Genomic DNA, 26495 nt, shown 5'->3' with positions numbered 1-26495 from the left:
ACGAGGAGGAGAGCGACCGTGGCACAGGGCGTGCTGGAGATCGACCGGGTCTCCAAGCGCTACGGCGAGGTCGTCGCGTTGCGGGACATGACGTTCGACGTCCGGGCGGGCGAGCTGTTCGGGTTCGTCGGCAGCAACGGCGCGGGCAAGACCACGACCATGCGGATCGCCCTGGGTGTGCTCGCGGCCGACGCGGGCGAGGTGCGCTGGAACGGCGAGCCGGTGACGCTGGAGACGCGGCGGCGCATCGGCTACATGCCGGAGGAGCGCGGGCTCTACCCGAAGATGAAGGTGCTCGACCAGCTCGTGTACCTGGCCGAGCTGCACGGCCTGCCCACCAACGCCGCCCACCGCTCGGCGGAGACCTGGGTCGCCCGGCTCGGCCTGCGCGACCGGCGCGGCGACGAGGTGCAGAAGCTCAGCCTGGGCAACCAGCAGCGCGTGCAGCTCGCGGCGGCCCTGGTGCACGAGCCGGACGTGCTGGTGCTGGACGAACCGTTCTCCGGGCTCGACCCGGTCGCCGTGGACGTGATGAGCGCGGTGCTGCGGGAGCGGGCCGCCGCCGGCGTGCCGGTGGTGTTCTCCAGCCACCAGCTCGATCTGGTGGAGCGGCTGTGCGACCGGGTGGGCATCGTGCGCGACGGCTCGCTGGTGGCCGCGGGCACGGTCGACGAGCTGCGCGCGGGCGGCGCGGTGGAGCTGGTGGTGGACGCCCCGGCCGCGCCCGCCGGCTGGGCGGACGGGCTGCCCGGCGTGCGAGGGGCGTCCCTGCGGGGCGCCCGGACCGTCCTGGAGCTGGCCCCCGACGCCGACGACCAGGTCGTGCTGCGCGCGGCGCTCGCGACCGGCCCGGTCCGCGAGTTCACCCGGCGGCGGCCGTCGCTGGCCGAGCTGTTCCGCAGCGTGGTCACCGAGGAGCGCGGCGCATGAGCACCCTGCCCCCTGGCCGGGCGGTCTTCCTGGTCGCCCGGCGGGAGTTCCTGGCCAAGGTGCGCACCAGGTCGTTCCTCGTGGGCACGGCGGTCGTGGTCGCCGTGCTGGCCGGGTACGTGCTGCTCCAGGCGGTCCTGTTCGACCGCGCGGGCCGGGACGCGGTGGCGTTGAGCGGACAGGCGACCGTGCTCGCGGAACCCCTGCGGCGGACGGCGGAGTCGTTCGGGCGCGAGATCGCGGTCGTGGACGTGACCGACGTCGCCGCCGCCGAGGGGCAGGTGCGCGCGGGCGAGCTGGACGCGCTGGTGACGGGCGCGCCGGACGCGCTGCGCGTCGTGGTGAAGGACCGCCTGGACGACGCGCTGCGCAACTCGATCGACCTGATCGTCAAGCAGCAGGTGCTCAGCGCGCAGGCGGCGGAGGCGGGGCTGGACCCGGCCGACGTGGAGCGCAACGTGGCCCGCGCCGAGGTGGCGGTCGTCGCGCTGGAGCCGGAGGACCCCCAACGGGGGCAACGGCTCGCGATCGGCCTGGTGATCGCCGCGCTGCTGTACTACTCGCTGCTGGTGTACGGGACGATGGTCGCGCAGGGCGTCGTGGAGGAGAAGTCCAGCCGGGTCGTGGAGATCCTGCTGTCGACGCTGCGGCCGTGGCAGTTGTTGCTGGGCAAAGTGATCGGCCTCGGCCTCGTCGGCCTGGTCCAGCTCGTGCTGATCGGCGGCATCGGGCTGGTGCTGTCGTCGGTGTCCGGCGTGGTCGACGTGACCGGGGTGGCCGGTGGCGCGCTGGCCACCGGCGTCCTGTGGTACCTGCTCGGGTTCTTCTTGTACGCCACCGTTTTCGCGGCGGCGGCGGCGCTGGTGTCGCGCCAGGAGGAGCTCCAGTCGGTGCTGACGCCGATCAGCATGTCGATCGTGGTCGCGTTCGTGGTCGGCGTGAACCTGATGATCCAGGACGCGTCGGACGCGCTGGTGGCGGTGCTGTCCGTGCTGCCGCCGTTCGCGCCGATCCTGATGCCGGGCCGGATGGCGCTCGGCGTCGCGCCGCTGTGGCAGGTGCTGCTGGCCGTCGTGCTGGCCCTCGGCGCGATCGCGGCGATGACCTGGCTGGGCGGCCGGGTCTACGCCAACGCCGTGCTGCGGACCGGCGCGCGGGTGAAGCTGCGGGACGCCCTGCGCTGACACCCGGGTCTCAGGCGGGCCGGCCGGACGGCCGGCCATCGGGGTGGCCGGCCGTCGCGAACACCGTCACCACTTGTCGGAGGTGACGATCGCCTTCACCTGGTCGAGGGTCAGCGGTGGCTGCGGCGAGTAGATCCGACCGCCCGGCGAGTGGACCGCGGCGCCACGGGGGTCCTCCTGGTTGCCGACGTTCATGACGACCAACGACCCGTCGGGCCGCTTGAGGGCCGCCATGTGCGACACCGCGCCGGGGGCCGCCCGCCCGGTCCCGGACGCCAGCCGGGAGCCGTCGGGCAGCGTGCCGACGGCGCAGTCCTCCGTGCCGGACAGGGCGCACCACTGGTCGGGCTCGGCATCCGCGCGAAGGATCATCAGGGCGAAGCTCCCGGTGACGCCCGCGGAGGTCAGGGTGCCGTTGACGAGCGGGCTGCCGTTCGGGTCCTCCAGCGGTGTCACGACCGATCCCGTCCCCGGTTGCCGGGACGGGGAAGCACCCGGCACGGTGGTCTTGCCGGACACCTCGAACGTCGCGGTGTCGCCGAGCACCGCCCTGAACCGGGCGATCAGGTCGTCCGGCGAGGGGAGGACCGGGTTGCGCGCCCCGGTCGTGGGTGGTGCGGTCGACGACGAGGTGGTCGGCGGGTCGGCGGCGTGCGTGCCGGGGTCGCCCGGCACCAGCCACACCGCACCCGCGACCAGGCCCGCCACCGCGGCGGCGGTGGCCGCGACGGGCACCAGCCGCACGGCCCGGCGCGGCCGGGCGACCGGGGCCGTGCCCGCGACCGGGGCCGTGCCCGCGGCGTCGGCGCGCCGCTCCAGCTCGGCGAAGGCATCGTGGAGGGTGCGCAGGTCGCTCATGAGGTCTCCTGGAAGTCGGGGGCGCCGGCGGTGAGGTCGATGCGCAGGGCGTTGAGCGCCCGGTGGATCTGGCTGCGCACGGTCGGTTCCCGGCACCCCAGCTGGGTGGCGATCTCCCGGTCGGACAGGCCCGCGTAGTAGCGCAGCACCACGGCCGCGCGCTGCTTCCTCGGCAGGCGGGCGAGGCGGCGGATCATCGCGTCCCGCTCGGCCCGCTCGGTCGCGCCGTCGGAGGTCACCACCGGCTCGACCTCGGCGCGCGGTGACGTGCGGGTCAGCCTCCTGCGCCAGGACAGGTACTCGTTGACGACCATCCGCCGCACGTAGGCGTTCGGCTCGGCCATCCCCGAGATCCGTTCCCAGCGCTCGAACGCCCGGCCCAGCACGTCGCTCACCAGGTCCTCGGCGAGCCACGTCCGGCAGGTCAGGACCGTGGCGAACCGCATCAGCGCGGGACGTTGCCTCGCCACGTACTCCGCGAACTCCATCGGCCACTCCCGCTCGTCGACTCGACCTCGATTTCGCACCCCTAATGCGGAAGCGACCCCATTCGTTGCATCCGATCACTCAACGGCCGCCGGTGCGGGGGTGCAGCACGCCCCAGCGCGGGTACGCCGACAGCCGGCTCGTGCGGTCCAGGTCGGGCCGGTCGCGGTCACGGGCGTGGTCGGGCAGCCGTTCGTCGCGGAACCGCGCCCACAGCTCGGCCGCGTCCTCCAGCGGCGCGACGTCCGGCAGCGCCTCGGTCCCACCCGGCCGCATCCAGTCCACAGTGGACTCATCGGTGCCGGCGGGCGCCCGCCACCCGCGGTCCGCCCACGCCCGGCGGAACGGCGTGAACACCCGGTAGGGCGTCCCGTCCGCCTTGACCACCCGGCCGGGCGTCACCGCGTACGGCGAGCCGACCCGCACGAGTTCGACCTCCGCCCAGACGGCCGCGTCCCGTTGCCGCCCATAGGGTCCGGCGTCCGCCGACACGTGGACCGACGACGCGCCAACGGATCGCGCGACCTCGGGCACCACGTCCACGGGATCGCCGGACACCACCATCAGCCGACCGCCGAGCCGGTCGTCCAGCGTCCGCAGGCACCGGAGCAGGAACTCCACCCGCGACCTGCCCGCGACCGCCGGCAGCCTGGGGTCCAGGACGAACAGGGCCGGCCCGCGCGCGGCCCGGCCGGCCGCCGCCAGCGCGGGGTGGTCGGCGACCCGCAGGTCGCGGCGGAACCAGACGACGGTCGCGGAGTCCACGGGCCGGCCCCAGGAGCACCCGGACCGCGCCGCACGACGGGCGGGAAGACGGAAGGCCCGCGCCACCGGGGTGGCGCGGGCCTTGGGGTCCGTCGTTGGTCAGCGCTGCTCGACCGGCACGAAGTCGCGCTCCGGGGAGCCGACGTAGATCTGCCGCGGGCGGCCGATCTTCGTGGCCGGGTCCTGGATCATCTCGCGCCAGTGCGCGATCCAGCCCGGCAGGCGGCCCAGTGCGAACAGGACGGTGAAGAACTTCGTCGGGAAGCCCATCGCCCGGTAGATCAGACCGGTGTAGAAGTCCACGTTCGGGTACAGCTTGCGCGACACGAAGTAGTCGTCCGCGAGCGCGGTCTCCTCAAGCTTCTTGGCGATCTCCAGCAGCTCGTCGTCCGCGCCGAGCTTGCCCAGGATCTCGTCGGCCGTCTTCTTGATGATCGCGGCGCGCGGGTCGTAGTTCTTGTAGACCCGGTGGCCGAAGCCCATCAGGCGGACGCCGTCCTCCTTGTTCTTGACCTTGCGCACGAACGCGGCGACGTCGCCGCCCTCGGCCTTGATCTTCTCCAGCATCTCCAGCACCGCGCTGTTCGCGCCGCCGTGCAGCGGGCCGAACAGGGCGTTGATGCCGGCCGAGATGGACGCGAACAGGTTGGCCTCGGACGAGCCGACCAACCGGACGGTGGAGGTCGAGCAGTTCTGCTCGTGGTCGGCGTGCAGCACGAACAGCAGGTCGAGCGCGCGGACCAGGTCCGGGTCCACGTCGTAGGGCTCGGCCGGGAAGCCGAACGTCATGCGCAGGAAGTTCTCCACCAGGCCGAGCGAGTTGTCGGGGTAGAGGAACGGCTGGCCGACGGACTTCTTGTAGGCGTAGGCCGCGATGGTCGGCACCTTGGCCAGCAGCCGGATGGTGGAGATCTCCACCTGGCGGGCGTCGAACGGGCTCAGGCTGTCCTGGTAGAACGTGGACAGCGCGGACACCGCGGAGGACAGCACCGGCATCGGGTGCGCGTCGCGCGGGAAGCCGTCGAAGAACCGCTTCAGGTCCTCGTGCAGCAGGGTGTGTCGGCTGATCTTGGACGAGAACTCGTCCAGTTGCGCCTGCGTCGGCAGCTCGCCGTAGATGAGCAGGTAGCTGACCTCGATGAAGTTCGAGCGCTGGGCGAGCTGTTCGATCGGGTAGCCGCGGTAGCGCAGGATCCCCGCGTCACCGTCGATGTAGGTGATCTCGGACGAACAGGAAGCGGTGTTGACGAAACCGCTGTCCAGGGTGACCAGGCCGGTGTTGGCCAGGAGCTTGCCGAGATCGATACCGGGCGCACCCTCGGTGGCCGGTACTACCTTCATCTCGTGCTCTCCGCCCTGATGGCGCAGCGCGACGGTACGGGTGTCGTTCGGCGCAGTCGTCGCGTCGGGCATTCAGAGTCCCTCTCACGCTAGGGCGGGGTGGCCGCGTGCGGGTCTCTCGCACTCGCCGGCGCGCGGACGCGGGGCGTCCCGCACCACACAGCACCACCCCGTTGGGGTCCTGTCAGTTGTGCCACGCTAGTCGGCGGCCAACCCGCTCGACAGCCGCGGCGTGAACCGATTCTGCGAGATGGGACCGGCATCACACGCGGATGCACGGTGGCTAGCGTGCACCCACCACCGTAGCCCGTTCGCCGTGTTTCTCCACCTCACACCGGGTGAGAGCTAGGTCATCCCCAGTTCGTTCCCGAACGGGGGTTCCGCTCCGGCACGCGAGCAGGTAAGGGCCGCCGCCTCGCCCGCACGGGTCAGCGCTCGCGTCCACTCGGCACGGTCGAGACCGCGGACGGCCTCGGCGGACAGCGCGTCGCGGTCGTGCAGCCACGCCAGCAGCGCGCCCTGCACGGTGTCGCCCGCGCCGATGGTGTCGACCACGTCGACGGGCACCGGTGGGACGCGTATCACCTCGTCACCGCCGGTGAGCACGGCCAGCCCGGCGCTACCGAGGGTGAGCACGACGGCCGCCGGCCCGGCGGCCCGCCAGTCGCGGACGACGTCGAGCACCGCGTCCTCGGGCGCGTCGGGCGGCAGCTCGGCGAGCCAGCGCGCGTCGTCGACGGAGAGCTTGAGCAGGCCGACGTGCGGCAGCCACGAGGCGTACCGCGCGCGGTAGGCCGCGGGGTCGCGGATCAGGTCGGGTCGGACGTTCGGGTCGAGCGCCGTCAGCGCGCCCCGCTCGGCCTCGCGCCGCAGCACGCGCTCGTACGTGCTCGCGCCCGGCTCCAAAACCAGCGACAGCGTGCCGAACGACACGGCGCGCACGGTCGGCGGCAGCGGTCCGGGGTCGGCGACCAGCCGGTCGGCCGTGCCCTCGACGTAGAACGAGTACCGCGCGGACCCGTCGTCGGCGAGCCCCACCACGGCCAGCGTGGTGGGCTCCGGGCCGCGCTGGACCAGGTCGGTGCCGACGCCCGCGGCGCGCAGCCGCTCCACGAGGCGGTCGCCGAACAGGTCCGCGGACACCCGCGACAGGAAGGCCACCGGCGCGCCCAGCCGCCCGGCGGCGACGGCCACGTTGTACGGCCCGCCGCCCGGACGCGGCACGAGGGCGCCCCCGGCCGTGGGCACAAGGTCGACCAGCGCCTCTCCCGCGACGACGATCATGCCTCGCTCCGCTCCCTCCGCAGTCCGTCGAGCAGGAGTTCACCCAGTGCGGTGAACGCCTCGGCGTCGGACACCGCGGCCCGACGGGTCAGGACACCGGTCTGGATGCCCTCGATGAGCAGCCCCGCCATCTCGGCGACGAGGGTCGCGTGGACCTCCCGGAACACGCCGTCCCGCACGCCCTCCTGGATGAACGAGCGGATGCGCTCGGCGGCGGCCCGCGCGTTGCGCTCGTAGGTGGAGCGGGTCGGCGCGAAGGCCGACACGTCCGCGATGAACTGGGCGGACGCGCGGCGCAGCTCCTCCGCCGCGCCCGCGAGGTACGCGCCGACGCGGGCGCGCACGTCCTTGATCCCCGCCACGCGCTGCTCGATGCGCTCGGCCGCGCCCTTGAAGTACCGGCCGACGACCCGGACGGCGAGCTGCTCCTTGCTGGCCGCGAGCGCGTACAGGGTCGACTTCGAGCAGTGCAGGCGCGCGGCGAGGTCGTCCAGGGTGAAGTGCGCGAACCCCTCGGCGAGCACCAGCGCCTCCAGCCTGCCGAGCAGGTCGACCTGCCGGGGCGTGAGCGGCCTGTGCGCGATCGAGGTCATGGCGAAACTGTGTCACACTCCCTGGCGGCAGTACTGTGGTACGTCCTAGAGTACTCCACACAGTACGGTCCCCACCTAGCCGACGGATCAGCCCGTCCCGGAGGTCGACGATGCCCGCCGAGCGCCTGCTGCCCACCACCGAAGCCGAGGACCTGCTCGCGCTCGTGCGCGAGATCGCCCGCGACGAACTCGCGCCGCACGCGGCCGAGGCCGAGGAGCACGGGCGCTTCCCGAGGGACGCGTTCCGCCTGCTGGGCAAGAGCGGCCTGCTGGGCCTGCCGTACCCGGAGCGGTTCGGCGGCGGCGAGCAGCCGTACGAGGTGTACCTCCAGGCGCTGGAGGAGGTCGCGTCCGCGTGGATGACCGTCGGCGTCGGCCTCTCGGTGCACGTGATGTCGAGCTACGCCCTGGCGGCGTTCGGCACCGACGAGCAGCGCGAGCGCCTGCTCCCCGAGATCCTGGGCGGCGACCTGCTCGGCGGTTACGCCCTGTCCGAGTCCCACGCCGGGTCCGACGCGGGCGCGCTGTCCACCCGCGCCGTGCCGACTGGCGACCGGTACGTCGTCAACGGCACCAAGGCGTGGATCACGCACGCCGGCGTGGCCGACTTCTACACCCTCATGGCCCGCACGGCGGACACCGGGAGCAAGGGCATCAGCTGCTTCCTCGCGCCCGGCCGCGCCGAGGGCCTGACCGCCGCCACGCCGGAGCGGAAGATGGGCCTCACCGGCTCGCCCACCGCCCAGCTCGTGTTCGACGGCGTCGAGATCGACCGCGACCGCCGCATCGGCGAGGAGGGCGACGGGCTGCGGATCGCGCTGTCCGCTTTGGACTCCGGGCGGCTCGGCATCTCGGCCTGCGCCGTCGGCCTGGCCCAGGCGGCGCTGGACGAGGCGGTGGCGTACGCCAAGCAGCGCACGCAGTTCGGCCGCGCGATCATCGACTTCCAGGGCTTGGAGTTCCTGCTCGCGGACATGGCGGCGGCCGTCGAATCGGCCCGCGCCACCTACTTGGCCGCGGCCCGTCGGCGTGACCGGGGGTTGCCGTTCACCCGTCAGGCGGCCATCTCCAAGCTGGTGTGCACCGACGCCGCCATGAAGGTCACCACGGACGCCGTCCAGGTGCTGGGCGGCGCGGGGTACACGCGGGACTTCCCGGTGGAGCGGTACCTGCGGGAGGCCAAGGTGCTCCAGATATTCGAGGGCACCAACCAGATCCAGCGCGTGGTGATCGGTCGCGACCTGCGCCGCTGACACCCCTCGCCCGTGGATACTCGGTGCCATGCGGTGGCTCTGGGCGGCGGGTGGCCTGCTCCTCGTGGCGGTGGGCGTCGGGGTCGCGCTGGTCGGCCTGGAGCGGGCCGACCAGGTGGCGAGCGTGGTCGGCGCGTGCGCCGGCGTCGCGGGGCTGGCGGTGTCGCTCGTCGGCCTGCGCCGCCCGGCGCGGCGGGAACAACCGCCCGCCGGACCGCCCGCGTCCGGGCGCACCGTCACCAACACGATCGAGAACTCGGTGGTCCACGGGCCCGCCATCCAGATCGGGTCGGTGGACGGGAACGCCGAGTCCGACGAACGGGACCGGTGAACCGCGCCGCGGTCAGGGCTCCCGGTAGAACGGGTCGGTCACGACGCCCTCGCCGTCGGCGTACCGGTAGACCTCGCGCCCCTGCACGAACACCCGCAACGCGCGGCTCATCACGTCCAGCGGGTCGCCGGACCAGATCACCACGTCGCCGTCCAGGCCGGGGCGCAGCGAGCCGACCCGGTCGTCCAGGCCCATGATGCGGGCCGGGTTGGCGGTGATCGACGCCAGCGCGACGTCCCGGTCCAGCCCCTCCTTCACGGCCAGGGTCGCCTGGTGCACCAGGAAGTTGATCGGCACCACCGGGTGGTCGGTGGTGATCGCGATCTCGACGCCCGCCCGCGCCAGCACGCCCGGCGTCCGCAGCGAGCGGGACCGCAGCTCGACCTTCGACCGCGTGGTGAACAGCGGGCCGACGATCACCGGGACGCCGCGCTCCGCCAGCAGGTCCGCGACGAGGTGGCCCTCGGTGCCGTGGTTGACGACGAGCCGGTACCCGAACTCCTCGGCCAGCCGCAGCGCCGTCGCGATGTCGTCGGCGCGGTGGCAGTGCTGGCACCACGGCAGCGAGCCGTCCAGCACGCGCGACAGCACCTCCAGCGTGTTGTCCCGCTCGAACGGGCCGTCGGCCGCCGCCTTCCGCTCCGCGTAGTCCTGCGCCCTGGTGAACGCGTCCCGGATCACCGCCGCGACGCCCTGGCGCGTCGACGGGATCTTCTTCTGCTCGCCGTAGACCCGCTTGGGGTTCTCGCCGAGCGCGCTCTTCACGCTGACCGGCTCGCGGACGAGCATCTCGTCCACCGTCCGGCCCCAGCACTTCACGGCGACGGTCCGGCCGCCGATCACGTTGCCGGAGCCCGGCTTGATCACGGCCGTGGTGACGCCGCCGGCCAGCGCGTCCGCGAACCCGGTGTCGGCGGGGTTGATGGCGTCCAGGGCGCGCAGCCGCGCGCCGTTGGGGTCGGTCATCTCGTTGGTGTCCTGACCCGCCCAGCCCTCGCCCTCCTCGTGGACGCCGAGGTGGCCGTGCGCCTCCACGAATCCGGGCAGGACCCACGCGCCCTCGGCGGACACGACCGGCACGTCGTCCGGCACCGCCACGTCCGCGCCGACCGCGACGATCCGCCCGTCCCTGATCAGGACCGTGCCACCCTCGACGGGCTCACCGGCCACCGGGACGACGTGGCCACCCGTGATCGCGACGTTCATAGTTAGCGACGCTAACAACCTAGGCCAGCGGGCGCAAACCCCACCGGCCCGCCCACGACTCGCCGGGCTCCAGCCACAGCAGGTCGACGCCCGAGTTCAACGCGTCCGGCGGGCACGTCATCGGCTCGACCGCGACCGCCCGACCGCGTCCGGGGTAGTCGTCGGGCGTGTAGACCTGCACCCACCGGAAGTCCGGGTCGGCCCACACCTCCACCGCGCCGCCCGGACCGCGCAGCACGTGCCGCACCAGCCCGTCCACCGGTTCGCAGCCGCCGAACGGGGTGTCGAGCCGGACGTCCGCCAGCAGGCGCGCCACGCGGAAGTCGTCCTCGCCGGTCACCGGCACCGCCGGGCCGGACGGGATCATCGTCGCGCGGTCCAGCGGGAGCACGGTCGTCGCCGCGAGCGACAGCGCCGACTCGTCGGTGGACGACAGCCCGGCACGCGGGTACGGGTGCGCGCCGACCCCGAACGGCGTGCGCGCCGACCCCGCGTTGCGCACGCCGTGGGACACGGTCAGCCCGTGGTCGTCCAACGCGTAGGTGACGGAGGTCGTCAGCTCCACCGGCCACCCGGCCCCGGCGACGGGCGCCTCCAGCGACACCCGCGACCCGGTGTGCTCGACCACGGTCCACGCGACGCGCCGGACCAGCCCGTGGATCGCGTTGCCGCGCTCGGGCTCGGTGATCGCCAACCGCTGCTCGACGCCGTCCAGCACCCACCGGCCGCCGGCGGTGCGGTTGGGCCACGGCACCAGCACCGCGCCACTGCCCATCGGCGGCTCGGCGTCGTAGGTCTCGACGTAGGGCACGCCGCCGACCTCGAACGACTTCAGCCCCGCGCCGTCCGCGGTGACGACGGCGCGCGCCGCGCCGCGGGCGATCTCCAGCATGGTCGTCATCCTCCCGCGCCGGCGCTACTTCGACAGCTTCTCGGCGTCGAACTCGACCTTGCCGTGCACCAACCGGTTGATCAACCACAGCACCAGGCCCGCGCCGAGCAGGTAGAGGGCGATCAGGTAGTCGTCGGCGGGCCGGCCGGACAGCGGGCTCGCCAGGTACGCGCAGGTGAGCGCGCCGAGCACCGGCACCCAGGTGGGCGCGCGGAAGTGCCGGTGCCCGACCTTCTCCTTGCGCAGCACCAGGACCGCGACGTTGACGATGGTGAACACCACCAGCAGCAGCAACGCCGTCGTGCCGCCCAGCTTGGCGATGTCGGCGGTGGACACGAGGATGATCGCCACCCCGCTGGTGAACACGATCGAGATCCACGGCGTCCGCCGGAACGGGTGCACGGTCCCGAACACCTTCGGGATGATCCGCTCCCGCGACATGCCGTAGACCAGCCGGCTCGCCATCAGCATGTTGATCAGCGCCGAGTTGATGACCGCGAACAGGCCGATCAGCGAGAACACCCACAGCGGGAAGCCGGGCGCGCCCACCTGCACCACGCGCAGCAGCGCCGAGCTGCCCGCCGTCGCCAGCTCGTCGGCCGGGATCAGCAGCGACGACGTGACCGCCACGAGCACGTAGATCAGGGCGGCGATGCCCATGCCCCACAGCATGGCGCGCGGGAAGATCCGCACCGGGTCGCGGGTCTCCTCGGCCATGTTCACGGAGTCCTCGAACCCGACCATCGCGAAGAACGCCAGCGCCGTCGCCGAGGTGATGGCGACCAGGGCCGACTGGCCGGGCGCCGGGTCCACCTGCGTCAGCCGGGCGGTGTCGCCGTCGCCGGCCGCGATCGCGTACACCCCGATCGCGATGATGATCACCAGGCCGGACAGCTCGATGCAGGTCAGGACGACGTTCGCCTTGACCGACTCGGACACGCCCCGGAAGTTGACCACCGCGAGCCCGGCGATGAACAGGACCGCGACCAGGGTCGCCGACACCGTGAACGTGTCGGAGAAGAACTCCTTGATGACGGATTGGAGGTAGGTCTTGCCGAACGCGAGCGCGGCCGACGAGGCGGAGGTGATGCCGGAGCTCATCACCGCGAACGCGACCATGAACGTGAGGAACTGGATCTTGAACGCGCGGTTGGTGTACAGGGCCGCGCCGGCCGCCCGCGGGTACTTGCCGACGAGTTCGAGGTAGCTGAACGCCGTCAGGAACGCGACGACGAAGGCGATCAGGAACGGCAGCCACAGCGCGCCGCCGATCTTGCCGGCCACGTTGCCCGTCAGGGCGTAGATCCCGGTGCCGAGGATGTCGCCGACCACGAAGAACAGCAGCAACTTCGGGCCGATGGCCCGGTTCAGTTCCGGTTGCGCCGGTGCGCTCGTCGGTTCCGCCATGCCGGATGAGTGTGCCGGATCACACCAGGCCGGGGTAGTCGGATCGACGGGGCTTGGGCAAGCCTTGAGGTTCAGCCCGCCGCGAGCCCGGCCCGGAGGTCCGCCTCGGCCCGCTCGATGGCCTCGTCCAGGGCGGACCTGAAGTCCACGATCTGCTGGAGTTCGAGCCGGATGCAGTCGACGCCCACCGGCAGGTGGACTTCGACCGTCCCCCGGCTCACGCCCAGCTCGAACACCCTCTTCGCGGCCCCTTCGCACCGCAACACCCAGTCACGCCTCGGCTCGTCCACCTTGATGATCCGCTCTTGGTTCATGGGGGAATAATCGCAAGCTTGCGTTCACTTACTCAATTACACGATCGAGTGACCATGCTGTCGACTAGTTGCGCACAGTCCTAACGTGAGGACATGGCACGCCGCGCCGGACCGTCCGTCCGCTCACGCCGACTCGCAGTCACCCTCCGCAAGCTGCGCCGCGCCACCGGCCTCACCGGTGCCGACGTCGCGAAGGCGGTCGACATGTCCGCCAGCAAGATCAGCCGCGTCGAGAGCGCCGACAGCGGCATCTACCTGGACGAGGTCGAGAAGCTGCTCGACTTCTACAACGTCACCAAGCAGCAGCGGGTCTACCTGCTGGACCTCGCCCGGCACGCCGAGCAGCGAGGGCTGCTGCGCATCAACAACACCAACCTGCCGGGAGAAGACTGGCAGACCTGGGCCGACTTCGAGGAGGAGGCCAATGGCCTGCTCTTCTACGAGCCGATGATGATCCCAGGTCTGTTGCAGACCACCGAATACGCGGCCTCGATCATCCAAGTGACCGGGCACGGCCTCACCGCCGACGAGGTCGAGGCTCTGGTCGCGAGCAGGATGGCACGCCAGGGGATGTTGCACCGGGCCAACCCGCTGAAGTTGCACGTCATCATCGAGCAAAGCGCGGTGGGGCGGCGGTTCGGCGGGCCTGGAGCCCATGCGCGTCAGATCCGACACCTCCTGGACACCGCCGAACTGCCGAACGTCACCGTTCAGGTGCTGCCCTCGGACGTCGAACTGCACGCAGCGATGACCGGCGGGTTCGTGATCCTGGAGTACGACGAGGAAGCAAGCCTGGTCCTGCTGGAGAACAAGGTCTCCAGCCTCTTCCTCGACGAGCCCGAGCAGATCGAGGTCTTCGAGTCCACTTGGGCATCACTCCGCGAACTCGCTCTCACACCTGCGGAAACGGTCGAGTTCCTGAAACACCTGACATGAAATCATGGGTGCATGACCCTGTGGCGCAAGAGTTCTCGCAGTGCCAGTTCCGCCAACTGCGTCGAGGTGGCGCACCACGCCGACCACGTGCTGGCCCGCGACTCCAAGAACCCCAGCCCGACGATCAGCCTGCCGGCTGCTTCGTGGGCACGCTTCCTCCGACAGACCCGACGCTGAACCGGTAACGCCAGAACGACGGGATCGCCACCACCGCCAGCACCGTCGCCACGACCACCGCGACACCGCCCCAGGCGGTGGCGGCCCCCGCGCCCACGACCGCGCCGGTCGTCCCGTGCAGCAGGTCCGCCAACCGCGGCCCGCCCGCCACCACGACGATGAACACGCCCTGCATCCGCCCGCGCATCTCGTCCGTCGCCGCCGACTGGAGGATCGCGCTGCGGAACACCATGCTGATCATGTCCGCCGCGCCGCCGATCGCCAGGAACACGACCGCCAACCAGAGCGCGTGCGACATGCCGAACCCGACCATCGCCAGGCCCCACGCCACGATCGAGACGACCACGCCGACGCCGTGCCGGTGGACCCTCGACGTCCAGCCCGACGCCAGCCCGCACACCATCGCCCCCAGCGGGATGGCCGCGAACAGCCACCCGAGCGCCAGGCCGCCGCCGACCGGGTCGCCGAAGGTCTCCTCGGCCATCTCCGGGAACAACGCGCGCGGCATCCCGAACACCATCGCGATGATGTCCAGCAGGAACGACGCGAGCAGCACCTTCTGCAACGCCAGGTACCGGAAGCCGTCGACCACGTCGGCCAGCGCGGGCCGGCGGGACACCCCGTCGAGCGGCGGCAGGGGCGGCAGCTTCCACACCGCCCAGATGGTCAGCGTCAGCGCCACCGCGTCGACCAGGTACAGCGTCGACAGGCCGACCACCGGCATCAGCGCGCCGGCCAGCATCGGGCCGAACACGCCGCCGAACATCATCACCGTGGAGTTGAGCGCGACGGCGGCCGGGATCTGGTCCTCGGGCACGAGGCGCGCGATCGACGCCGTGCGGGCCGGTGAGTTCGCGGCGAAGAACACCTGCTGGAGGCCGAGGAGCGCGATCACGACCCACACCGACCGGGTGTCGAACGCCGCCTGCAACCACAGCAGCACCGACGTGACGGCGATGCCCGCGTTGGTCACGACCAGCAGCTTGCGCCGGTCCACGACGTCGGCGACCGCGCCGCCCCACAGCCCGAACACCAGCAGCGGCACCAGCGCGACGCCCGCCGCGACGCCGACCCACCCGGACGAGCCGGTGACGTCGTACACCTGCTTGGGCACCGCGACGGCGGTCAACTGACTGCCCACGGCCGTGATCACGGTGGACAACCAGAGCCGGCGGAACGCCTTGATCCGCAACGGGCGGGTGTCGATCGCTACCTTGCCGAGCAGGCTTTTCACTCCAGTTAGCGTACGACAACTAACAGCTCGTTCACCGAGACGTGGACCACTGCCGGCACGTCCACGGCTCGCACGTCCACGGCGCGGTCGGGCCCGGCGCGGTCGGGCCCGGCGACCGGAGCCGCCGGGCCCGCACGACGTCGGAGCGGGGAACCGTCAGGGGGCCACGCGCTGGAGTTCCCAGCCGTCCCGCCCGAGGCGGAAGCGGAGCCGGTCGTGCATCCGGTCGCGGCGGCCCTGCCAGAACTCGACCTCTTCGGGCCGGATGCGCCAGCCGCCCCAGTGGGGCGGCACCGGTACGCGGTCGGCGTCGGCGAACTGGCGCTCGATCTTGTGCAGCGCGCTCTCCAACGTGGACCGACCCGACACCACGCGGGACTGCGGCGAGGCCCAGGCCCCGATCTGCGAGCCGCGCGGGCGGCTCTCCCAGTACCGGGCGGTCTCCTCCGCGCCGACCTTCTCCACCGTGCCGCGCACGTGCGCCTGGCGCTGCATCGCGAACCACGGGAACGTCGCCGACGCGTAGCGGGTCGCCATCAGGTCGTGGCTCTTGGCGGACGTGTAGTTGGTGAAGAACACCAGCCCGCGCGCGTCGAGGCCCTTCGCCAGGACGGTGCGCGACGACGGGCGGCCCTCGGTGTCGGAGGTGGCGAGCACCATCGCGTTGGGCTCGGGCAGTCCCGCGCCTGCGGCCTGGTCCAGCCACAGTTGCAACTGCTCGTGCCAGGTGGCGGCGAGATCGCCTTCCGTGAGCGAGCCCTGTTCGTAAGACACGCGCATCGACGGCAAAGCGATGTTCGTCGTCTCCGACATCCCGACCTCCCGAGCAGGTTCTACCTGGCAAGGCACTTGTGGCACCCAACGATCCAGCGACCGTACGGGTTTCCGCGCCCGCGCGAAACCGCCTGCGCGGTGATGAGGACCACCCGTCCCGTGACGGACGGTGTGATCTTCCGATCGGAATCGAGCACGAGATCGAGTCAGATCATCACTCGACCAGGGAACGCCGCATCGTCGCCGGTCAGGACCACGGCTCCCGGTCAGCCGGGACGGTCGGCGGAGCACCACAACGTGCCGACTGAACGAGTGACCCTCGAAGGTGTGAAACACCGGTTCGGTGGGTACCCGTGATTCCCCGGTTGCCGGGCATTCGGCCGCACGGCGATCGCGGTCCGGTATTCCAGGCCGTTCTTGTCGCCCCGACGAGCAACCCCAGGCGTTCTGCGTCACGTCCTCCGAGTGGACGGGTTTTTCCGTCCACGAATACGGGGGAGATCGTGATGAGGAGATTCGTCGGTGTCGCCGTGGCCGCCATGGCGTCGTTGTCGGCACTGGGCGGCACGGCCGCCGCCCGACCCGCCCCGGCCGAGGTCGACACGTGCAAGTCCGTCGACCTGGGCATCGCGTTCGGGCGCACCGGAGGTGCGGCGGGCACCGTCTACCGGGAAGTGCTGTTCACCAACCGGGGTCCGGCCACGTGCGTGTTGCGCGGCTTCCCCGGCGTGTCCTACGTGGACGCGGGGAGGAACCAGGTCGGCGCGGCGGCCGTGCGGGTCGGCGAGCGGGGCCCGCTGCTCACGCTGCCGCACGGGGCGACCGTCACCTCGGACGTGGGGTTCGCCCAGGTCGACAACTTCGACCCGGACGTCTGCCGGAAGACGCCGGTGTGGGGCATCAAGGTGTTCCCGCCGGACGAGACCGCGCCGCTCTACCTGCCGATGACCGACCAGTACGGCTGCGCGGGCGACGTCAGCCCGTTCGGCAACCAGTTGACCGTGACCAGCGTGCGCGCGTGAGCGCAGCGAGCCGAGTAAGCACAGAGTAAGCACGGTGCCCGGTGAATCACGGTGCCCGGCCCGGTGGGCGTCGGCCGTCGTGGTGACGGGGTCGACGCCCACCGGACCGCGCTGGACCGCTCAGGTGGGCAACACCACGCCCGCCGGGCGCTCGCCGGACGGCCGAGCGCGCCGGAGCGGCACCGCCGCCACTCGGACCAGCGCACCACCCGAACGCCGCAGCCGACTCTGCCCAGCGAAACGCCGATACCGCAGAACGGAAATCCCGGACCACCGAGGCCGGTTCTTTCTGAATCGGTTCCTGAATCGTGACCGACGCCACGGAAATGCGTCGTTGCCGGCGGGTCCGCGGGGGAGCAAGGTTTTCCCCACTTCTGACTCTCGCGGACGAGGAGCGCACAGCGTGGTGCAGCAGACCGAGCAGGACGGGTTCCGACCGGGATTGGAAGGGGTCGTCGCCTTCCGCACCGAGATCGCCGAACCTGATCGCGACGGTGGCGCGCTGCGCTACCGCGGGGTGGACATCGAGGACCTGGCGGGCAAGGTCACCTTCGGCAACGTGTGGGCGCTGCTGGTGGACGGCCGGTTCGGGGCGGGATTGCCGCCCGCCGAGCCGTTCCCGATCCCCGTGCACACCGGCGACGTGCGGGTGGACGTGCAGGCCGCGCTGGCGATGGTCGCGCCGATCTGGGATTACCAGCCGCTGCTGGACATCACCGATGACGAGGCCCGCGCCCAGCTGGCCCGCGCGTCGGTGATGGCCCTGTCGTACGCGGCGCAGTCCGCGCGCGGCATCGGGCGGCCGGCCGTGCCGCAGCGGCGGATCGACGAGTGCCGCACCATCACCGAGCGCTTCCTGACCCGGTGGCGCGGCGAGCCCGACCCGGCGCACGTGAAGGCGCTGGACGCCTACTGGGTGTCGGCCGCCGAGCACGGGCTCAACGCGTCGACCTTCACCGCGCGCGTCATCGCGTCCACCGGCGCGGACGTGGCGGCGGCGATGTCCGGCGCCATCGGGGCCATGTCCGGCCCGCTGCACGGCGGCGCGCCGGCGCGGGTGCTGCCGATGATCGAGGAGGTCGAGCGGACCGGTGACGCGCGGGCCGTGGTGACCGGCATCCTCGACCGGGGCGAGCGGCTGATGGGCTTCGGCCACCGGGTCTACCGGGCGGAGGACCCGCGGGCCAGGGTGCTGCGGCGGACCTGCCGCGAGCTGGGCGCGAGCCGGTACGAGGTGGCCGCCGCGCTGGAGCAGGCGGCGCTGGCGGAGCTGCGCGAGCGGCGGCCGGACCGCGCGATCGAGACCAACGTCGAGTTCTGGGCGGCGGTGGTCCTCGACTTCGCGCAGGTGCCGCCGCACATGATGCCCGCGATGTTCACGTGCGCCCGCACGGCCGGCTGGTCGGCGCACATCCTGGAGCAGAAGCGCACCGGCCGGCTCGTGCGGCCGTCCGCCTCCTACGTGGGCCCCGGCCCGCGCGTGCCGTCCGAGGTGGAGGGCTGGGCGGAGATCGCCTGACCCGCTGCCCATCGGTGACACCCGCGCCCCACCGGTGACACCTCGCCCCACCGGTGACACCTCGCCCCACCGGTGACACCGCGCCCCACCGGTGACACCGCGCTCGCCCGCCACGCCGGCGACACCCGCCCACCCGGTGCTGCCCGCGCCAGGTGGGGCGGTGCTGCCCGCGCCGGGTAGGCGGTGCCGCCCACCGGGTGGCCGGTGCGCCCCCGATCGCCCGCCCGTCACCGACCGGTCCCGTCCGCCCTGGTCAGGACCGGGCGCATCGCGACCAACGTGAGCAGCGACACCCGGACGTCACCATTCGTCCACGCGGCTGCAACACTGGTGCCCCTCCGGCAACGGCGCCGGTCAGGCTGTCCCCCTCCCCCGTGACCGGAGGCTTCGCGATGACCCAGACCGCCGACCCGACCACCCTGGTCCTGCCCTCCGACCTGCTGCCGTCCGACGGCCGGTTCGGCTGCGGCCCGTCCAAGGTCCGCCCGGAGGCCCTCGCCGCCCTGGCGTCCGAGGGCGCCGCGCTGATGGGCACCTCCCACCGGCAGAAGCCGGTGAAGTCCCTGGTCGGTTCGGTCCGCGCCGGCCTGCGGGAGCTGTTCTCGCTGCCCGACGGCTACGAGGTCGTCCTCGGCAACGGCGGCACCACGGCGTTCTGGGACGCGGCGGCGTTCGGCCTCGTCCGCGAGCGCGCGCAGCACTTCACCTACGGCGAGTTCTCCTCGAAGTTCGCCAAGGTCACCTCGGACGCGCCGTTCCTCGGCGACTCGATCGTGGTCAAGGCCGAGCCCGGCTCCGCGCCGGAGATCGCCTACGCCGAGGGCGCCGACCTGGTGGGGTGGGCGCACAACGAGACGTCGACCGGTGTCGCGGTGCCCGTGTCGCGGCCGGACGGCTCCGACGGCGCGCTGATCGCGATCGACGCCACGTCCGGCGCGGGCGGCCTGCCGGTGAAGGCGGAGGACTTCGACGTCTACTACTTCGCGCCGCAGAAGTGCTTCGCCTCCGACGGCGGCCTGTGGATCGCCCTCATGTCCCCGGCCGCGCTGGAGCGCGTCGCCGAGATCGGGGCGTCCGGCCGGTGGGTGCCGGAGTTCCTGTCGCTGACCACGGCGCTGGACAACTCGACGAAGGACCAGACGTACAACACGCCGTCGCTGGCCACGTTGTTCCTGCTCAACGACCAGATCGAGTGGCTGAACGCCAACGGCGGCCTGTCGTGGGCCGTCGACCGCACCGCCGACTCGTCGTCGCGGCTGTACACGTGGGCGGAGGCGACCTCCTACACCACGCCGTACGTGGCGGACCCGGCGTACCGGTCGCAGGTCGTCGGCACCGTCGACTTCGACGACTCGGTGGACGCCTCCGTGGTGGCCAAGGTGCTGCGGGCGAACGGCATCGTGGACGTCGAGCCGTACCGCAAGCTCGGCCGCAACCAGCTCCGGGTCGCCATGTTCCCGGCCGTCGAGCCGACCGACGTGAGCGCGCTGACCAAGGCCGTCGACTGGGTCGTGGCCAAGCTCTGACCACCGGGGCGGACGGCGGGGCCCTTCCCGAGCACGGGGAGGGCCCCGCCGTCGTCGAGGTGAACCTTGACGTAACAGGCGTGCGGACACCGACGACATACGGCAAGATCACATGAAGATATCGGTGGACCCGGCGAGCCTCCCGCGTCAAGGCGGCACGCCGGATTAACGTCGGCACCTGGCGAGGTGAAGTCATACGGGAGGCCATGATGCGAGCGCTGCGGGTCATCGGGCTCGAAGACGACGGCAAGTCCGTCATCCTCGAAGACCCGGATCGCGGCGAGCGCTTCGTGCTGCCCGCTGACGAACGGCTGCGCGCGGCTGCGCGCGGCGACCTCACCCGACTCGGGCAGATCGAGATCGAGGTGGAGAGCCAGATGCGTCCACGGGAGATCCAGGCGCGAATCCGCGCGGGCGAGTCCGTCGAGCAGGTCGCCGCGGCGGCGGGCATCCCGACCCACCGGGTCGAGCGGTACGCCTACCCCGTGCTGCTGGAGCGGTCGCGCACGGCCGAGCTGGCCCAGCGCGCCCACCCGGTGCGCGAGGACGGGCCGGACGTGCAGACCCTCGGCGAGGTCGTCGCGCACTCCTTCGGCCTGCGCGGTCAGGACTACACCGACGTGAGCTGGGACTCGTGGCGCGGCGAGGACGGCCGCTGGGTCGTGCAGCTCCAGTGGACGGCGGGTCGCTCGGACAACCGGGCGCACTGGGCGTTCCACCCCGGGGCGCACGGCGGCACGGTGACCGCGCTGGACGACGGCGCGGTCGAGCTGATGGACCCGAACCCGAACCGGACGCTGCGCACCGTCCGCCCGGTCACCCAGTTGGCCAGGCAGGCGCTCGCGCTGGAGAAGGCGGCGGAACCGGAGATCCTGGCGCGCGAGGAGCCGACCCCGCCGCCACCGCCACCGGTGGTGCAGGAGCCCGTGCCGGAACCGGAGCCGCTGCCGGTGACGGCCAGGGCGCCGCTCCCGACGCCCACGCCCGCGCCGCTGGTGGAGGAACCGCCGGCGGCGCCGACGCCGTCGTCCGGGCAGGGCAAGAAGGAACCGCCCAAGCGCGGCAAGAAGAACCACCCGATCGTGCCGTCGTGGGAGGACGTCCTGCTGGGCGTCCGCTCGAACCGCGGCTGACGTCGAAGGGGCCTCCCGGCGGGGCCCCTTCGGCGTGCGCGGGTCCGGCCGGTACGGACTTCGACCTGCGCGGGACGCGGCCGGTTGGGACCGCGCGGGACGCGGTCGGCTTCGGGCTGGGCGGGACGCGGCCGGGTTCGGACCGCGCGGCACGCGGTCGGCTTCGGGCTGGGCGGGATCGGTCGGCGGGGTTCGGTGTGCACGGGTTCGTTTGCGCTGGGCGGGCGTCGGGTAGTCCCCGGCCATGCTGGGGCGGATCGCGGTGGGCGCGGTGGTCGGCGCCGGCCTCGGCGCGGCCTGGTGGGGCGTGCGGGAACTGATCGCGTCCGGTGCCGTCTGCACCACGGAGGGCTTCGGCTGCCTGGCGGCCGGGCTCTTCGCCATCCCGGTCGGCCTCGTCGTCGGCGTCCTGCTCGGGTGGGCCGTGCTGTCCGCCGCGCGGGTCGACCGACCGCTGGGGATGGCGTTGGTCGGGGTGTCCTTCGCCGCGGTGCTGACGCTGGCGACCGCGTGGATCTCGGTGCCCGCCGGCGCGGTGCCGGCCGGTGCGCTCGGGTTCGCGCTGGCCGCACCCGTGACAGCGCGGCACGTCGCGGGCCGCGCGGCCCGCCGTGACTGACATCCGCCGCACCCGCCCGCAGAGGCTCCGAGCACCGCTTTTGAAGCAACGGGACCACAGCAGGGTGACCACGACGGCCGGGTGAGCCCCAGCTACGCAAGTCTTGGATGGTCGTCGGGAACGCCACGCAGAACGACCACCCCTTCGCTGAGACCCGATCTCAGCCGAAATCCCCCTTCTTTCCGACCCGGGGCCTCGGGATGCTCGATCTTCGCCGCACGACGATCGGCCCGGCTTGCCGCGCGCCCCCACACCCCGCCGATCCGCGCGACAGACGAGGCTTCCGGCCAGGCAGACGCAGCCCCGGCCAGGCGCGGACGTGGCCCCGGTCAGGCACGGGCATTGCCCCGATCAGGAACGGGCTTGGCCTCCGGTCAGGAACGGGCTTGGCCTCCGGTCAGGCGCGAACGTGGCCCTGACCAGGTACGAACCTGGCCCTGACCAGGCGCGAACGTGCCCCCTGGTCAGGCGCGGGCCTGGCCCCGATCAGAACGGGCTTGGCCTCCGGCCCCCGCTTCGATCGTCCCACGGGGGCACGACAATCCGGCGTGCCGGCGCTGAGGGGGTTCTCAGGTCGGTCGAGGGCGCCGGTCCGCCAGGGGCGCGGCGAGAACCGGGTCACAGCTCCAGGTCGGGTCGGGGCACCTCGTCCAGCAGCCGCTGGTCCCACCCCTCGCGCTCGCACCACTCCTCGGCCTCCTCCCGCGTGATCGGCCGAGCGCCCTCGGCACGGGTGCCGCCCAGCGCGTCCCACCCGTCGGGTGCCAGCACGTGGAGCCGGCCGCCGCGCACCGCCAGCAGCCTGCCGCGCGGGAACGCCATGACCGGTTCCGCGCGGAGGTAGCGCACATCCATCTTGACCTCCACCTAAGTCGAGCCTGCAAGTTCACGGGCGGGAAAACCGGATGCCCCCGCGGGGTGGGGTTCGTAACGTGGAAGCGGACTTGAGGGGGACTGCACCAGTGACCGACCAAGCGGAGCCACCATCCAACACCGCTGAACGACGCACTTCCACCGCGGCCACCGTGGCCAGGCTGTGGCCGTACTTCCGGCCCGCCCGCGCGCCCATGCTGCTCAGCATGGCGTCGGCGCTGCTGGCGATGCTGTGCGGCCTCGGCATCCCGCTCATCACGCAACGCATCGTCGACGGCCCGATCGCCGCGCGCGACCTGGGCGCGCTGCCGCCGCTCGTCGGCCTCGTCCTGCTGCTGGGCATCGCCGAGGCGGCCTTCTTCTACACCCGCCGCCGGCTCATCGCGCGGCCGGCGTCCGAGGTCGAGGCGCGGATGCGCGCCGACATGTACCACCACCTCCAGCGGCTGCCCGTGTCGTTCCACGACCGGTGGCAGTCGGGGCAGCTGCTGTCGCGCGCCACCACCGACCTGAACACCGTGCGGCGGTTCGGCGCGTTCGTCGTCACGTTCCTCGTGGTGAACACGGTCGTGGTGCTGGTCGGCCTGGTCGTGCTGTTCTGGCTGTCGCCCGCGCTGGGCGCGATCGTGCTGGGCTGCACGCTGCCGCTGATCGCCCTGTCCTACCTCTTCGAGTCGAAGTTCAAGGTGGTGGCGCGCAAGGCCCAGGACCAGGCGGGCGACCTGACGACCGTGGTCGAGGAGTCGGTGCTGGGGATCCGCGTGCTCAAGGCGTTCGGCCGGGGACCGCACCTGACCAAGCGGTTCCGGCAGCAGGCCCGCGAGCTGCGGGACACCGAGCTGGCCAAGGTCCGGGTGTTCGCGCTGCTGTGGGCGGTGCTGATCGTGCTGCCCGAGCTGGCCATCGCCGGGCAGCTCGCGTTCGGCGCGGTGGGCATCGCGGACGGCACCGTCACGGTGGGCACGCTCGTCGCCGCCGTCACGGTCAGCGCGTTCCTGCGGTGGCCGATCGACTCGATCGGGTGGCTGCTGGCCGAGACGAACCAGACCGCGTCCGCGACCGAGCGGTTCTTCGAGGTGCTCGACGCGCCGGTGACGATCACCGACCCGGAGCGGCCTGCCGCGCTGCCCGAGCGGGTGCGCGGGCACGTGCGGTTCGAGGGCGTGCACTTCGCGCACCCCGGCAGCGACCGCGAGGTGCTGCGCGGCGTGGACCTGGACATCCGGCCGGGCGAGACGATCGCGCTGGTCGGCGCGACCGGGTCCGGCAAGACCACCGTGACGGCGCTGGTGCCGCGGCTCGCGGACGTGACGGCCGGGCGCGTCACGATCGACGGCGTCGACGTGCGCGACCTGGGCCTGGCGGAGCTGCGCGCGGTGGTCGGCACGGCGTTCGAGGAGCCGATCCTGTTCTCCGCGAGCGTCACCGAGAACATCGCCCTGGGCAACCACGACGTGGGCGAGGCTCGGGTGCGCGAGGCGCTCCGGGTGGCGCGGGCCGAGGAGTTCGTGGACGCCCTCCCGTGGGGCCTGGCGACGCGCATCGGCGAGCAGGGCCTGTCGCTGTCCGGCGGGCAGCGGCAGCGCCTCGCGCTGGCCCGCGCAGTCGTCGGGCACCCGGCGGTGCTCGTGCTGGACGACCCGCTGTCCGCGCTGGACGTGCACACGGAGGCCGAGGTGGAGGCCGCGCTGCACCGCGTGCTCAAGGGCGTGACGGCGCTGGTGGTCGCGCACCGGCCGAGCACCGTGCAGCTCGCCGACCGGGTGGCGATGCTCGTGGACGGTCGGATCGCGGCCGTCGGGTCGCACCGGGAACTGTTGGCGGACAACGAGGAGTACCGACACCTCTTGTCCACTATGGAGGATGAGGAGGTGCCGGCGTGACCGCGGGCACGACGAGCGCCGACACCGGGGCGGCGGAGGACGAGGAGAGCTGGCGCGGTGTCGCCGCCGAGGACACCGAGGACCTCGACCGCGCCACCGGGCTGAAGCTCCAGGCCCGGTCGCGGCGGCTGCTCGGCTCGCTGCTGCGCCCGCACGCGCGCGCCGCGGTGCTGGCGCTGGTCATCGTGGTGACGGAGAACCTGGCCAACCTCGCCGGCCCGCTGCTGATCGCGGCGGCCATCGACCGGGGTGTGCCCGCGGCGCTGGACGGCCGGCCCGACGTGCTCGCCTGGTGCGTCGGCGGGTACGTCGTGACGGCGCTGGCGGCGACGGTGCTGCGCTGGTCGTTCGTCCGGCTCACCGGGCGGATCGGCCAGGACCTGCTGTTCGACCTGCGCGAGCGGGTCTTCCGGCACGTGCAGCGGCTGTCCGTCTCGTTCCACGAGAAGTACACCTCCGGCAAGGTCATCTCGCGGCTGACCAGCGACGTCGACTCGTTGCAGGACCTGCTGGAGCAGGGCTTGGACGGGTTCTTCACGTCGTTGCTGTCGGTGGTCGGCATCTCGGTCGTGATGCTGGCGCTGGACCCGCCGCTGGCGCTCGCCGTGCTGTTCGGGTTCCTGCCGCTGATGCTGCTGATCCGCTGGTTCCAGCGGCGCTCGGGCCGGATCTACCGCGGCACGCGCGGCGCGATCGCGAAGATCATCGTGCAGTTCGTGGAGACCATGAACGGCATCCGCGCCGTGCAGGCGTTCCGCCGCGAGCACCGCAACGAGAAGATCATGGACGAGCTGAACGTCCGGTTCCGCGACGCGAACGCCGACGCGTTCCGGGTGGTCGCGACGTTCACCTCGCTGGTGCGGGTGATCGGCAACGTGTCGCTCGCGGTGATCCTGGCGTGGGGCGCGTGGCGCGTCGCCGACGGCGACCTGGAGCTGGGCGTGCTGGCCGCGTTCACGCTGTACGTGCGGCGGTTCTACGACCCGTTCGACGAGATCGCCATGTTCGCCAACTCGTACGCCTCGGCCACGGCGGCGCTGGAGAAGATCTCCGGCCTGCTGGAGGAGCGGCCGTCCGTGCCGGAGCCGGAGGACCCGGCCCCGCTGCGGGACGTGCGCGGGCAGGTGGCGTTCGACCGGGTGGAGTTCCGGTACTCGCCGACGACCCCGGTGGTGCTGCCGTCGTTCGACCTGCACGTGCCCGCCGGGCAGACGGTCGCGCTGGTGGGCACGACCGGCGCGGGCAAGTCGACGCTGGCGAAGCTGGTGGCGCGGTTCTACGACCCGTCCGACGGGGCGGTGCGGCTCGACGGCGTGGACCTGCGGTCGGTCACCGACCTCGACCTGCGGCGGGCCGTCGTCATGGTGACCCAGGAGAACTTCCTGTTCGACGGGTCGGTGGCGGACAACATCGCGCTCGGGCGGCCCTCGGCGAGCCGTGAGGAGGTGGTGGCCGCCGCGCGGGCCGTGGGCGCGCACGAGTTCATCAGCGCGCTGCCCGACGGGTACGACACGGACGTGCGCAAGCGCGGCGGTCGGCTGTCAGCCGGTCAGCGGCAGATGGTGGCGTTCGCGCGGGCGTTCCTGGCCGACCCGGCGGTGCTCGTGCTGGACGAGGCCACCTCCAGCCTGGACGTGCCCTCGGAACGGCTCGTGCAGGGCGCGCTGGAGACGGTGCTGGCGGACCGGACGGCGTTCATCATCGCACACCGGCTGTCCACGGTGATGATCGCGGACCGGGTGCTGGTGATGGACGCGGGGCGGATCGTGGAGGACGGCACGCCGGAGGAGCTGATCGGCGGGCGGACGCGGTTCGCCGCGCTGCACACCGCTTGGCGGGACTCGCTGGCCTAGGTCTGCGAAGTTCGGGGAGCCCGATCGGGTCCGGGCGCCGGCCCGGTCCGATCGGGCTCACTCGATCCGGGGCTCGCTCGGTCCGGGGCTCGCTCGGACGAT

Annotated in this window: 26 protein-coding genes; 13 read left to right on the top strand and 13 right to left on the bottom strand. The window is 72.4% G+C overall.

The window, feature by feature from the left end:
- The first annotated feature begins 18 nt into the window (after positions 1 to 18).
- A complete protein-coding gene (locus C8E97_RS04320) occupies positions 19 to 930 on the top strand; it encodes an ABC transporter ATP-binding protein (RefSeq protein ID WP_211346906.1) in 912 nt (303 codons plus the stop codon).
- Positions 927 to 2114 (top strand): ABC transporter permease, encoded by a 1188-nt coding sequence (locus tag C8E97_RS04315; RefSeq protein ID WP_121001859.1) that lies wholly within the window; start codon positions 927 to 929, stop codon positions 2112 to 2114. Before C8E97_RS04320 ends, C8E97_RS04315 begins: the two co-directional genes overlap by 4 nt.
- A 66-nt stretch (positions 2115 to 2180) precedes the next feature.
- Here the strand turns inward: C8E97_RS04315 and C8E97_RS04310 are convergent, their stop codons facing one another.
- The 6 genes from C8E97_RS04310 to C8E97_RS04285 form a co-directional block, all read right to left on the bottom strand.
- Positions 2181 to 2972 carry a hypothetical protein gene (locus C8E97_RS04310; RefSeq protein WP_121001857.1) on the bottom strand — a complete coding sequence of 264 codons (792 nt, stop codon included), beginning with the start codon at positions 2970 to 2972 and terminating at the stop codon, positions 2181 to 2183.
- Positions 2969 to 3460 (bottom strand): SigE family RNA polymerase sigma factor, encoded by a 492-nt coding sequence (locus tag C8E97_RS04305; RefSeq protein ID WP_121001855.1) that lies wholly within the window; start codon positions 3458 to 3460, stop codon positions 2969 to 2971. The genes C8E97_RS04310 and C8E97_RS04305 overlap by 4 nt, the downstream gene beginning before the upstream one ends.
- Before the next feature lie 79 nt (positions 3461 to 3539).
- On the bottom strand, positions 3540 to 4223 hold the full coding sequence (locus C8E97_RS04300; protein ID WP_121001853.1) for a deoxyribodipyrimidine photo-lyase: 684 nt from the start codon (positions 4221 to 4223) through the stop codon (positions 3540 to 3542).
- 99 nt (positions 4224 to 4322) lie between these two features.
- The gene (locus C8E97_RS04295; protein WP_121001851.1) at positions 4323 to 5636 is read right to left on the bottom strand and encodes a citrate synthase; all 1314 of its coding nucleotides are present in this window, start codon (positions 5634 to 5636) and stop codon (positions 4323 to 4325) included.
- Positions 5637 to 5909: 273 nt separating this feature from the next.
- Positions 5910 to 6848, bottom strand: coding sequence for a carbohydrate kinase family protein (locus C8E97_RS04290; RefSeq protein ID WP_121001849.1), 939 nt, complete (start codon positions 6846 to 6848; stop codon positions 5910 to 5912).
- On the bottom strand, positions 6845 to 7441 hold the full coding sequence (locus tag C8E97_RS04285) for a TetR/AcrR family transcriptional regulator (RefSeq protein WP_121001847.1): 597 nt from the start codon (positions 7439 to 7441) through the stop codon (positions 6845 to 6847). Before C8E97_RS04285 ends, C8E97_RS04290 begins: the two co-directional genes overlap by 4 nt.
- A 110-nt stretch (positions 7442 to 7551) precedes the next feature.
- Here C8E97_RS04285 and C8E97_RS04280 point away from each other — a divergent pair, with 110 nt between their 5' ends.
- Together C8E97_RS04280 and C8E97_RS04275 are read left to right on the top strand one after the other, a co-directional pair.
- Complete coding sequence (locus C8E97_RS04280) at positions 7552 to 8694, top strand: acyl-CoA dehydrogenase family protein (protein WP_121001845.1); 1143 nt, start codon at positions 7552 to 7554, stop codon at positions 8692 to 8694.
- Between the two features lie 28 nt (positions 8695 to 8722).
- Entirely contained in the window at positions 8723 to 9025 is a 303-nt protein-coding gene (locus C8E97_RS04275) for a hypothetical protein (RefSeq protein WP_121001843.1), read from the top strand.
- Positions 9026 to 9037: 12 nt separating this feature from the next.
- Here the strand turns inward: C8E97_RS04275 and C8E97_RS04270 are convergent, their stop codons facing one another.
- The 4 genes from C8E97_RS04270 to C8E97_RS04255 all read right to left on the bottom strand — a co-directional run bounded on the left by C8E97_RS04270 (position 9038) and on the right by C8E97_RS04255 (position 12844).
- Entirely contained in the window at positions 9038 to 10231 is a 1194-nt protein-coding gene (locus C8E97_RS04270) for an amidohydrolase (protein WP_121001841.1), read from the bottom strand.
- 19 nt (positions 10232 to 10250) lie between these two features.
- On the bottom strand, positions 10251 to 11123 hold the full coding sequence (locus C8E97_RS04265) for an aldose 1-epimerase family protein (protein ID WP_121001839.1): 873 nt from the start codon (positions 11121 to 11123) through the stop codon (positions 10251 to 10253).
- A gap of 24 nt (positions 11124 to 11147) precedes the next feature.
- A complete protein-coding gene (locus C8E97_RS04260; protein ID WP_121001837.1) occupies positions 11148 to 12530 on the bottom strand; it encodes an APC family permease in 1383 nt (460 codons plus the stop codon).
- Positions 12531 to 12601: 71 nt separating this feature from the next.
- A complete protein-coding gene (locus C8E97_RS04255; RefSeq protein WP_121001835.1) occupies positions 12602 to 12844 on the bottom strand; it encodes a hypothetical protein in 243 nt (80 codons plus the stop codon).
- A gap of 93 nt (positions 12845 to 12937) precedes the next feature.
- On the opposite strand from C8E97_RS04255, the gene C8E97_RS04250 reads away from it, so the two are divergent.
- Positions 12938 to 13780 carry a helix-turn-helix domain-containing protein gene (locus C8E97_RS04250; RefSeq protein WP_121001833.1) on the top strand — a complete coding sequence of 281 codons (843 nt, stop codon included), beginning with the start codon at positions 12938 to 12940 and terminating at the stop codon, positions 13778 to 13780.
- A gap of 12 nt (positions 13781 to 13792) precedes the next feature.
- On the top strand, positions 13793 to 13957 hold the full coding sequence (locus tag C8E97_RS04245) for a DUF397 domain-containing protein (RefSeq protein ID WP_211346905.1): 165 nt from the start codon (positions 13793 to 13795) through the stop codon (positions 13955 to 13957).
- Here the strand turns inward: C8E97_RS04245 and C8E97_RS04240 are convergent.
- Positions 13905 to 15191, bottom strand: a complete 1287-nt coding sequence (locus tag C8E97_RS04240) for an MFS transporter (RefSeq protein ID WP_121001831.1) — start codon at positions 15189 to 15191, stop codon at positions 13905 to 13907. The two genes, C8E97_RS04245 and C8E97_RS04240, sit on opposite strands and share 53 nt — an antisense overlap.
- A gap of 156 nt (positions 15192 to 15347) precedes the next feature.
- Complete coding sequence (pdxH, locus tag C8E97_RS04235) at positions 15348 to 16004, bottom strand: pyridoxamine 5'-phosphate oxidase (RefSeq protein ID WP_121001829.1); 657 nt, start codon at positions 16002 to 16004, stop codon at positions 15348 to 15350.
- 467 nt (positions 16005 to 16471) lie between these two features.
- Here pdxH and C8E97_RS04230 point away from each other — a divergent pair, with 467 nt between their 5' ends.
- The 5 genes from C8E97_RS04230 to C8E97_RS04210 all read left to right on the top strand — a co-directional run bounded on the left by C8E97_RS04230 (position 16472) and on the right by C8E97_RS04210 (position 21784).
- The gene (locus C8E97_RS04230) at positions 16472 to 16987 is read left to right on the top strand and encodes a DUF4232 domain-containing protein (RefSeq protein ID WP_147454993.1); all 516 of its coding nucleotides are present in this window, start codon (positions 16472 to 16474) and stop codon (positions 16985 to 16987) included.
- A 403-nt stretch (positions 16988 to 17390) separates the two neighbouring features.
- Complete coding sequence (locus tag C8E97_RS04225; protein ID WP_121001825.1) at positions 17391 to 18506, top strand: citrate synthase 2; 1116 nt, start codon at positions 17391 to 17393, stop codon at positions 18504 to 18506.
- 392 nt (positions 18507 to 18898) lie between these two features.
- Complete coding sequence (serC, locus tag C8E97_RS04220; RefSeq protein WP_121001823.1) at positions 18899 to 20032, top strand: phosphoserine transaminase; 1134 nt, start codon at positions 18899 to 18901, stop codon at positions 20030 to 20032.
- A gap of 209 nt (positions 20033 to 20241) precedes the next feature.
- Positions 20242 to 21165: a septation protein SepH gene (gene sepH, locus C8E97_RS04215; protein ID WP_121010736.1), complete on the top strand. Its 924-nt coding sequence runs from the start codon at positions 20242 to 20244 to the stop codon at positions 21163 to 21165.
- A gap of 244 nt (positions 21166 to 21409) precedes the next feature.
- Complete coding sequence (locus C8E97_RS04210; RefSeq protein ID WP_121001821.1) at positions 21410 to 21784, top strand: hypothetical protein; 375 nt, start codon at positions 21410 to 21412, stop codon at positions 21782 to 21784.
- Positions 21785 to 22402: 618 nt separating this feature from the next.
- Here the strand turns inward: C8E97_RS04210 and C8E97_RS04205 are convergent.
- Positions 22403 to 22639 (bottom strand): hypothetical protein, encoded by a 237-nt coding sequence (locus C8E97_RS04205; RefSeq protein WP_121010733.1) that lies wholly within the window; start codon positions 22637 to 22639, stop codon positions 22403 to 22405.
- A 170-nt stretch (positions 22640 to 22809) separates the two neighbouring features.
- On the opposite strand from C8E97_RS04205, the gene C8E97_RS04200 reads away from it, so the two are divergent.
- Positions 22810 to 24540, top strand: a complete 1731-nt coding sequence (locus tag C8E97_RS04200) for an ABC transporter ATP-binding protein (RefSeq protein ID WP_246018667.1) — start codon at positions 22810 to 22812, stop codon at positions 24538 to 24540.
- Positions 24537 to 26393, top strand: a complete 1857-nt coding sequence (locus tag C8E97_RS04195) for an ABC transporter ATP-binding protein (protein ID WP_121001817.1) — start codon at positions 24537 to 24539, stop codon at positions 26391 to 26393. The genes C8E97_RS04200 and C8E97_RS04195 overlap by 4 nt, the downstream gene beginning before the upstream one ends.
- The last annotated feature ends 102 nt before the right edge of the window (positions 26394 to 26495 follow it).

The organism is Saccharothrix australiensis (genome assembly GCF_003634935.1).
GTDB lineage: Bacteria > Actinomycetota > Actinomycetes > Mycobacteriales > Pseudonocardiaceae > Actinosynnema > Actinosynnema australiense.
The sequence above is the reverse complement of the archived record's forward strand: the minus strand, read 5'-3'. Positions and strand labels throughout refer to the sequence as shown.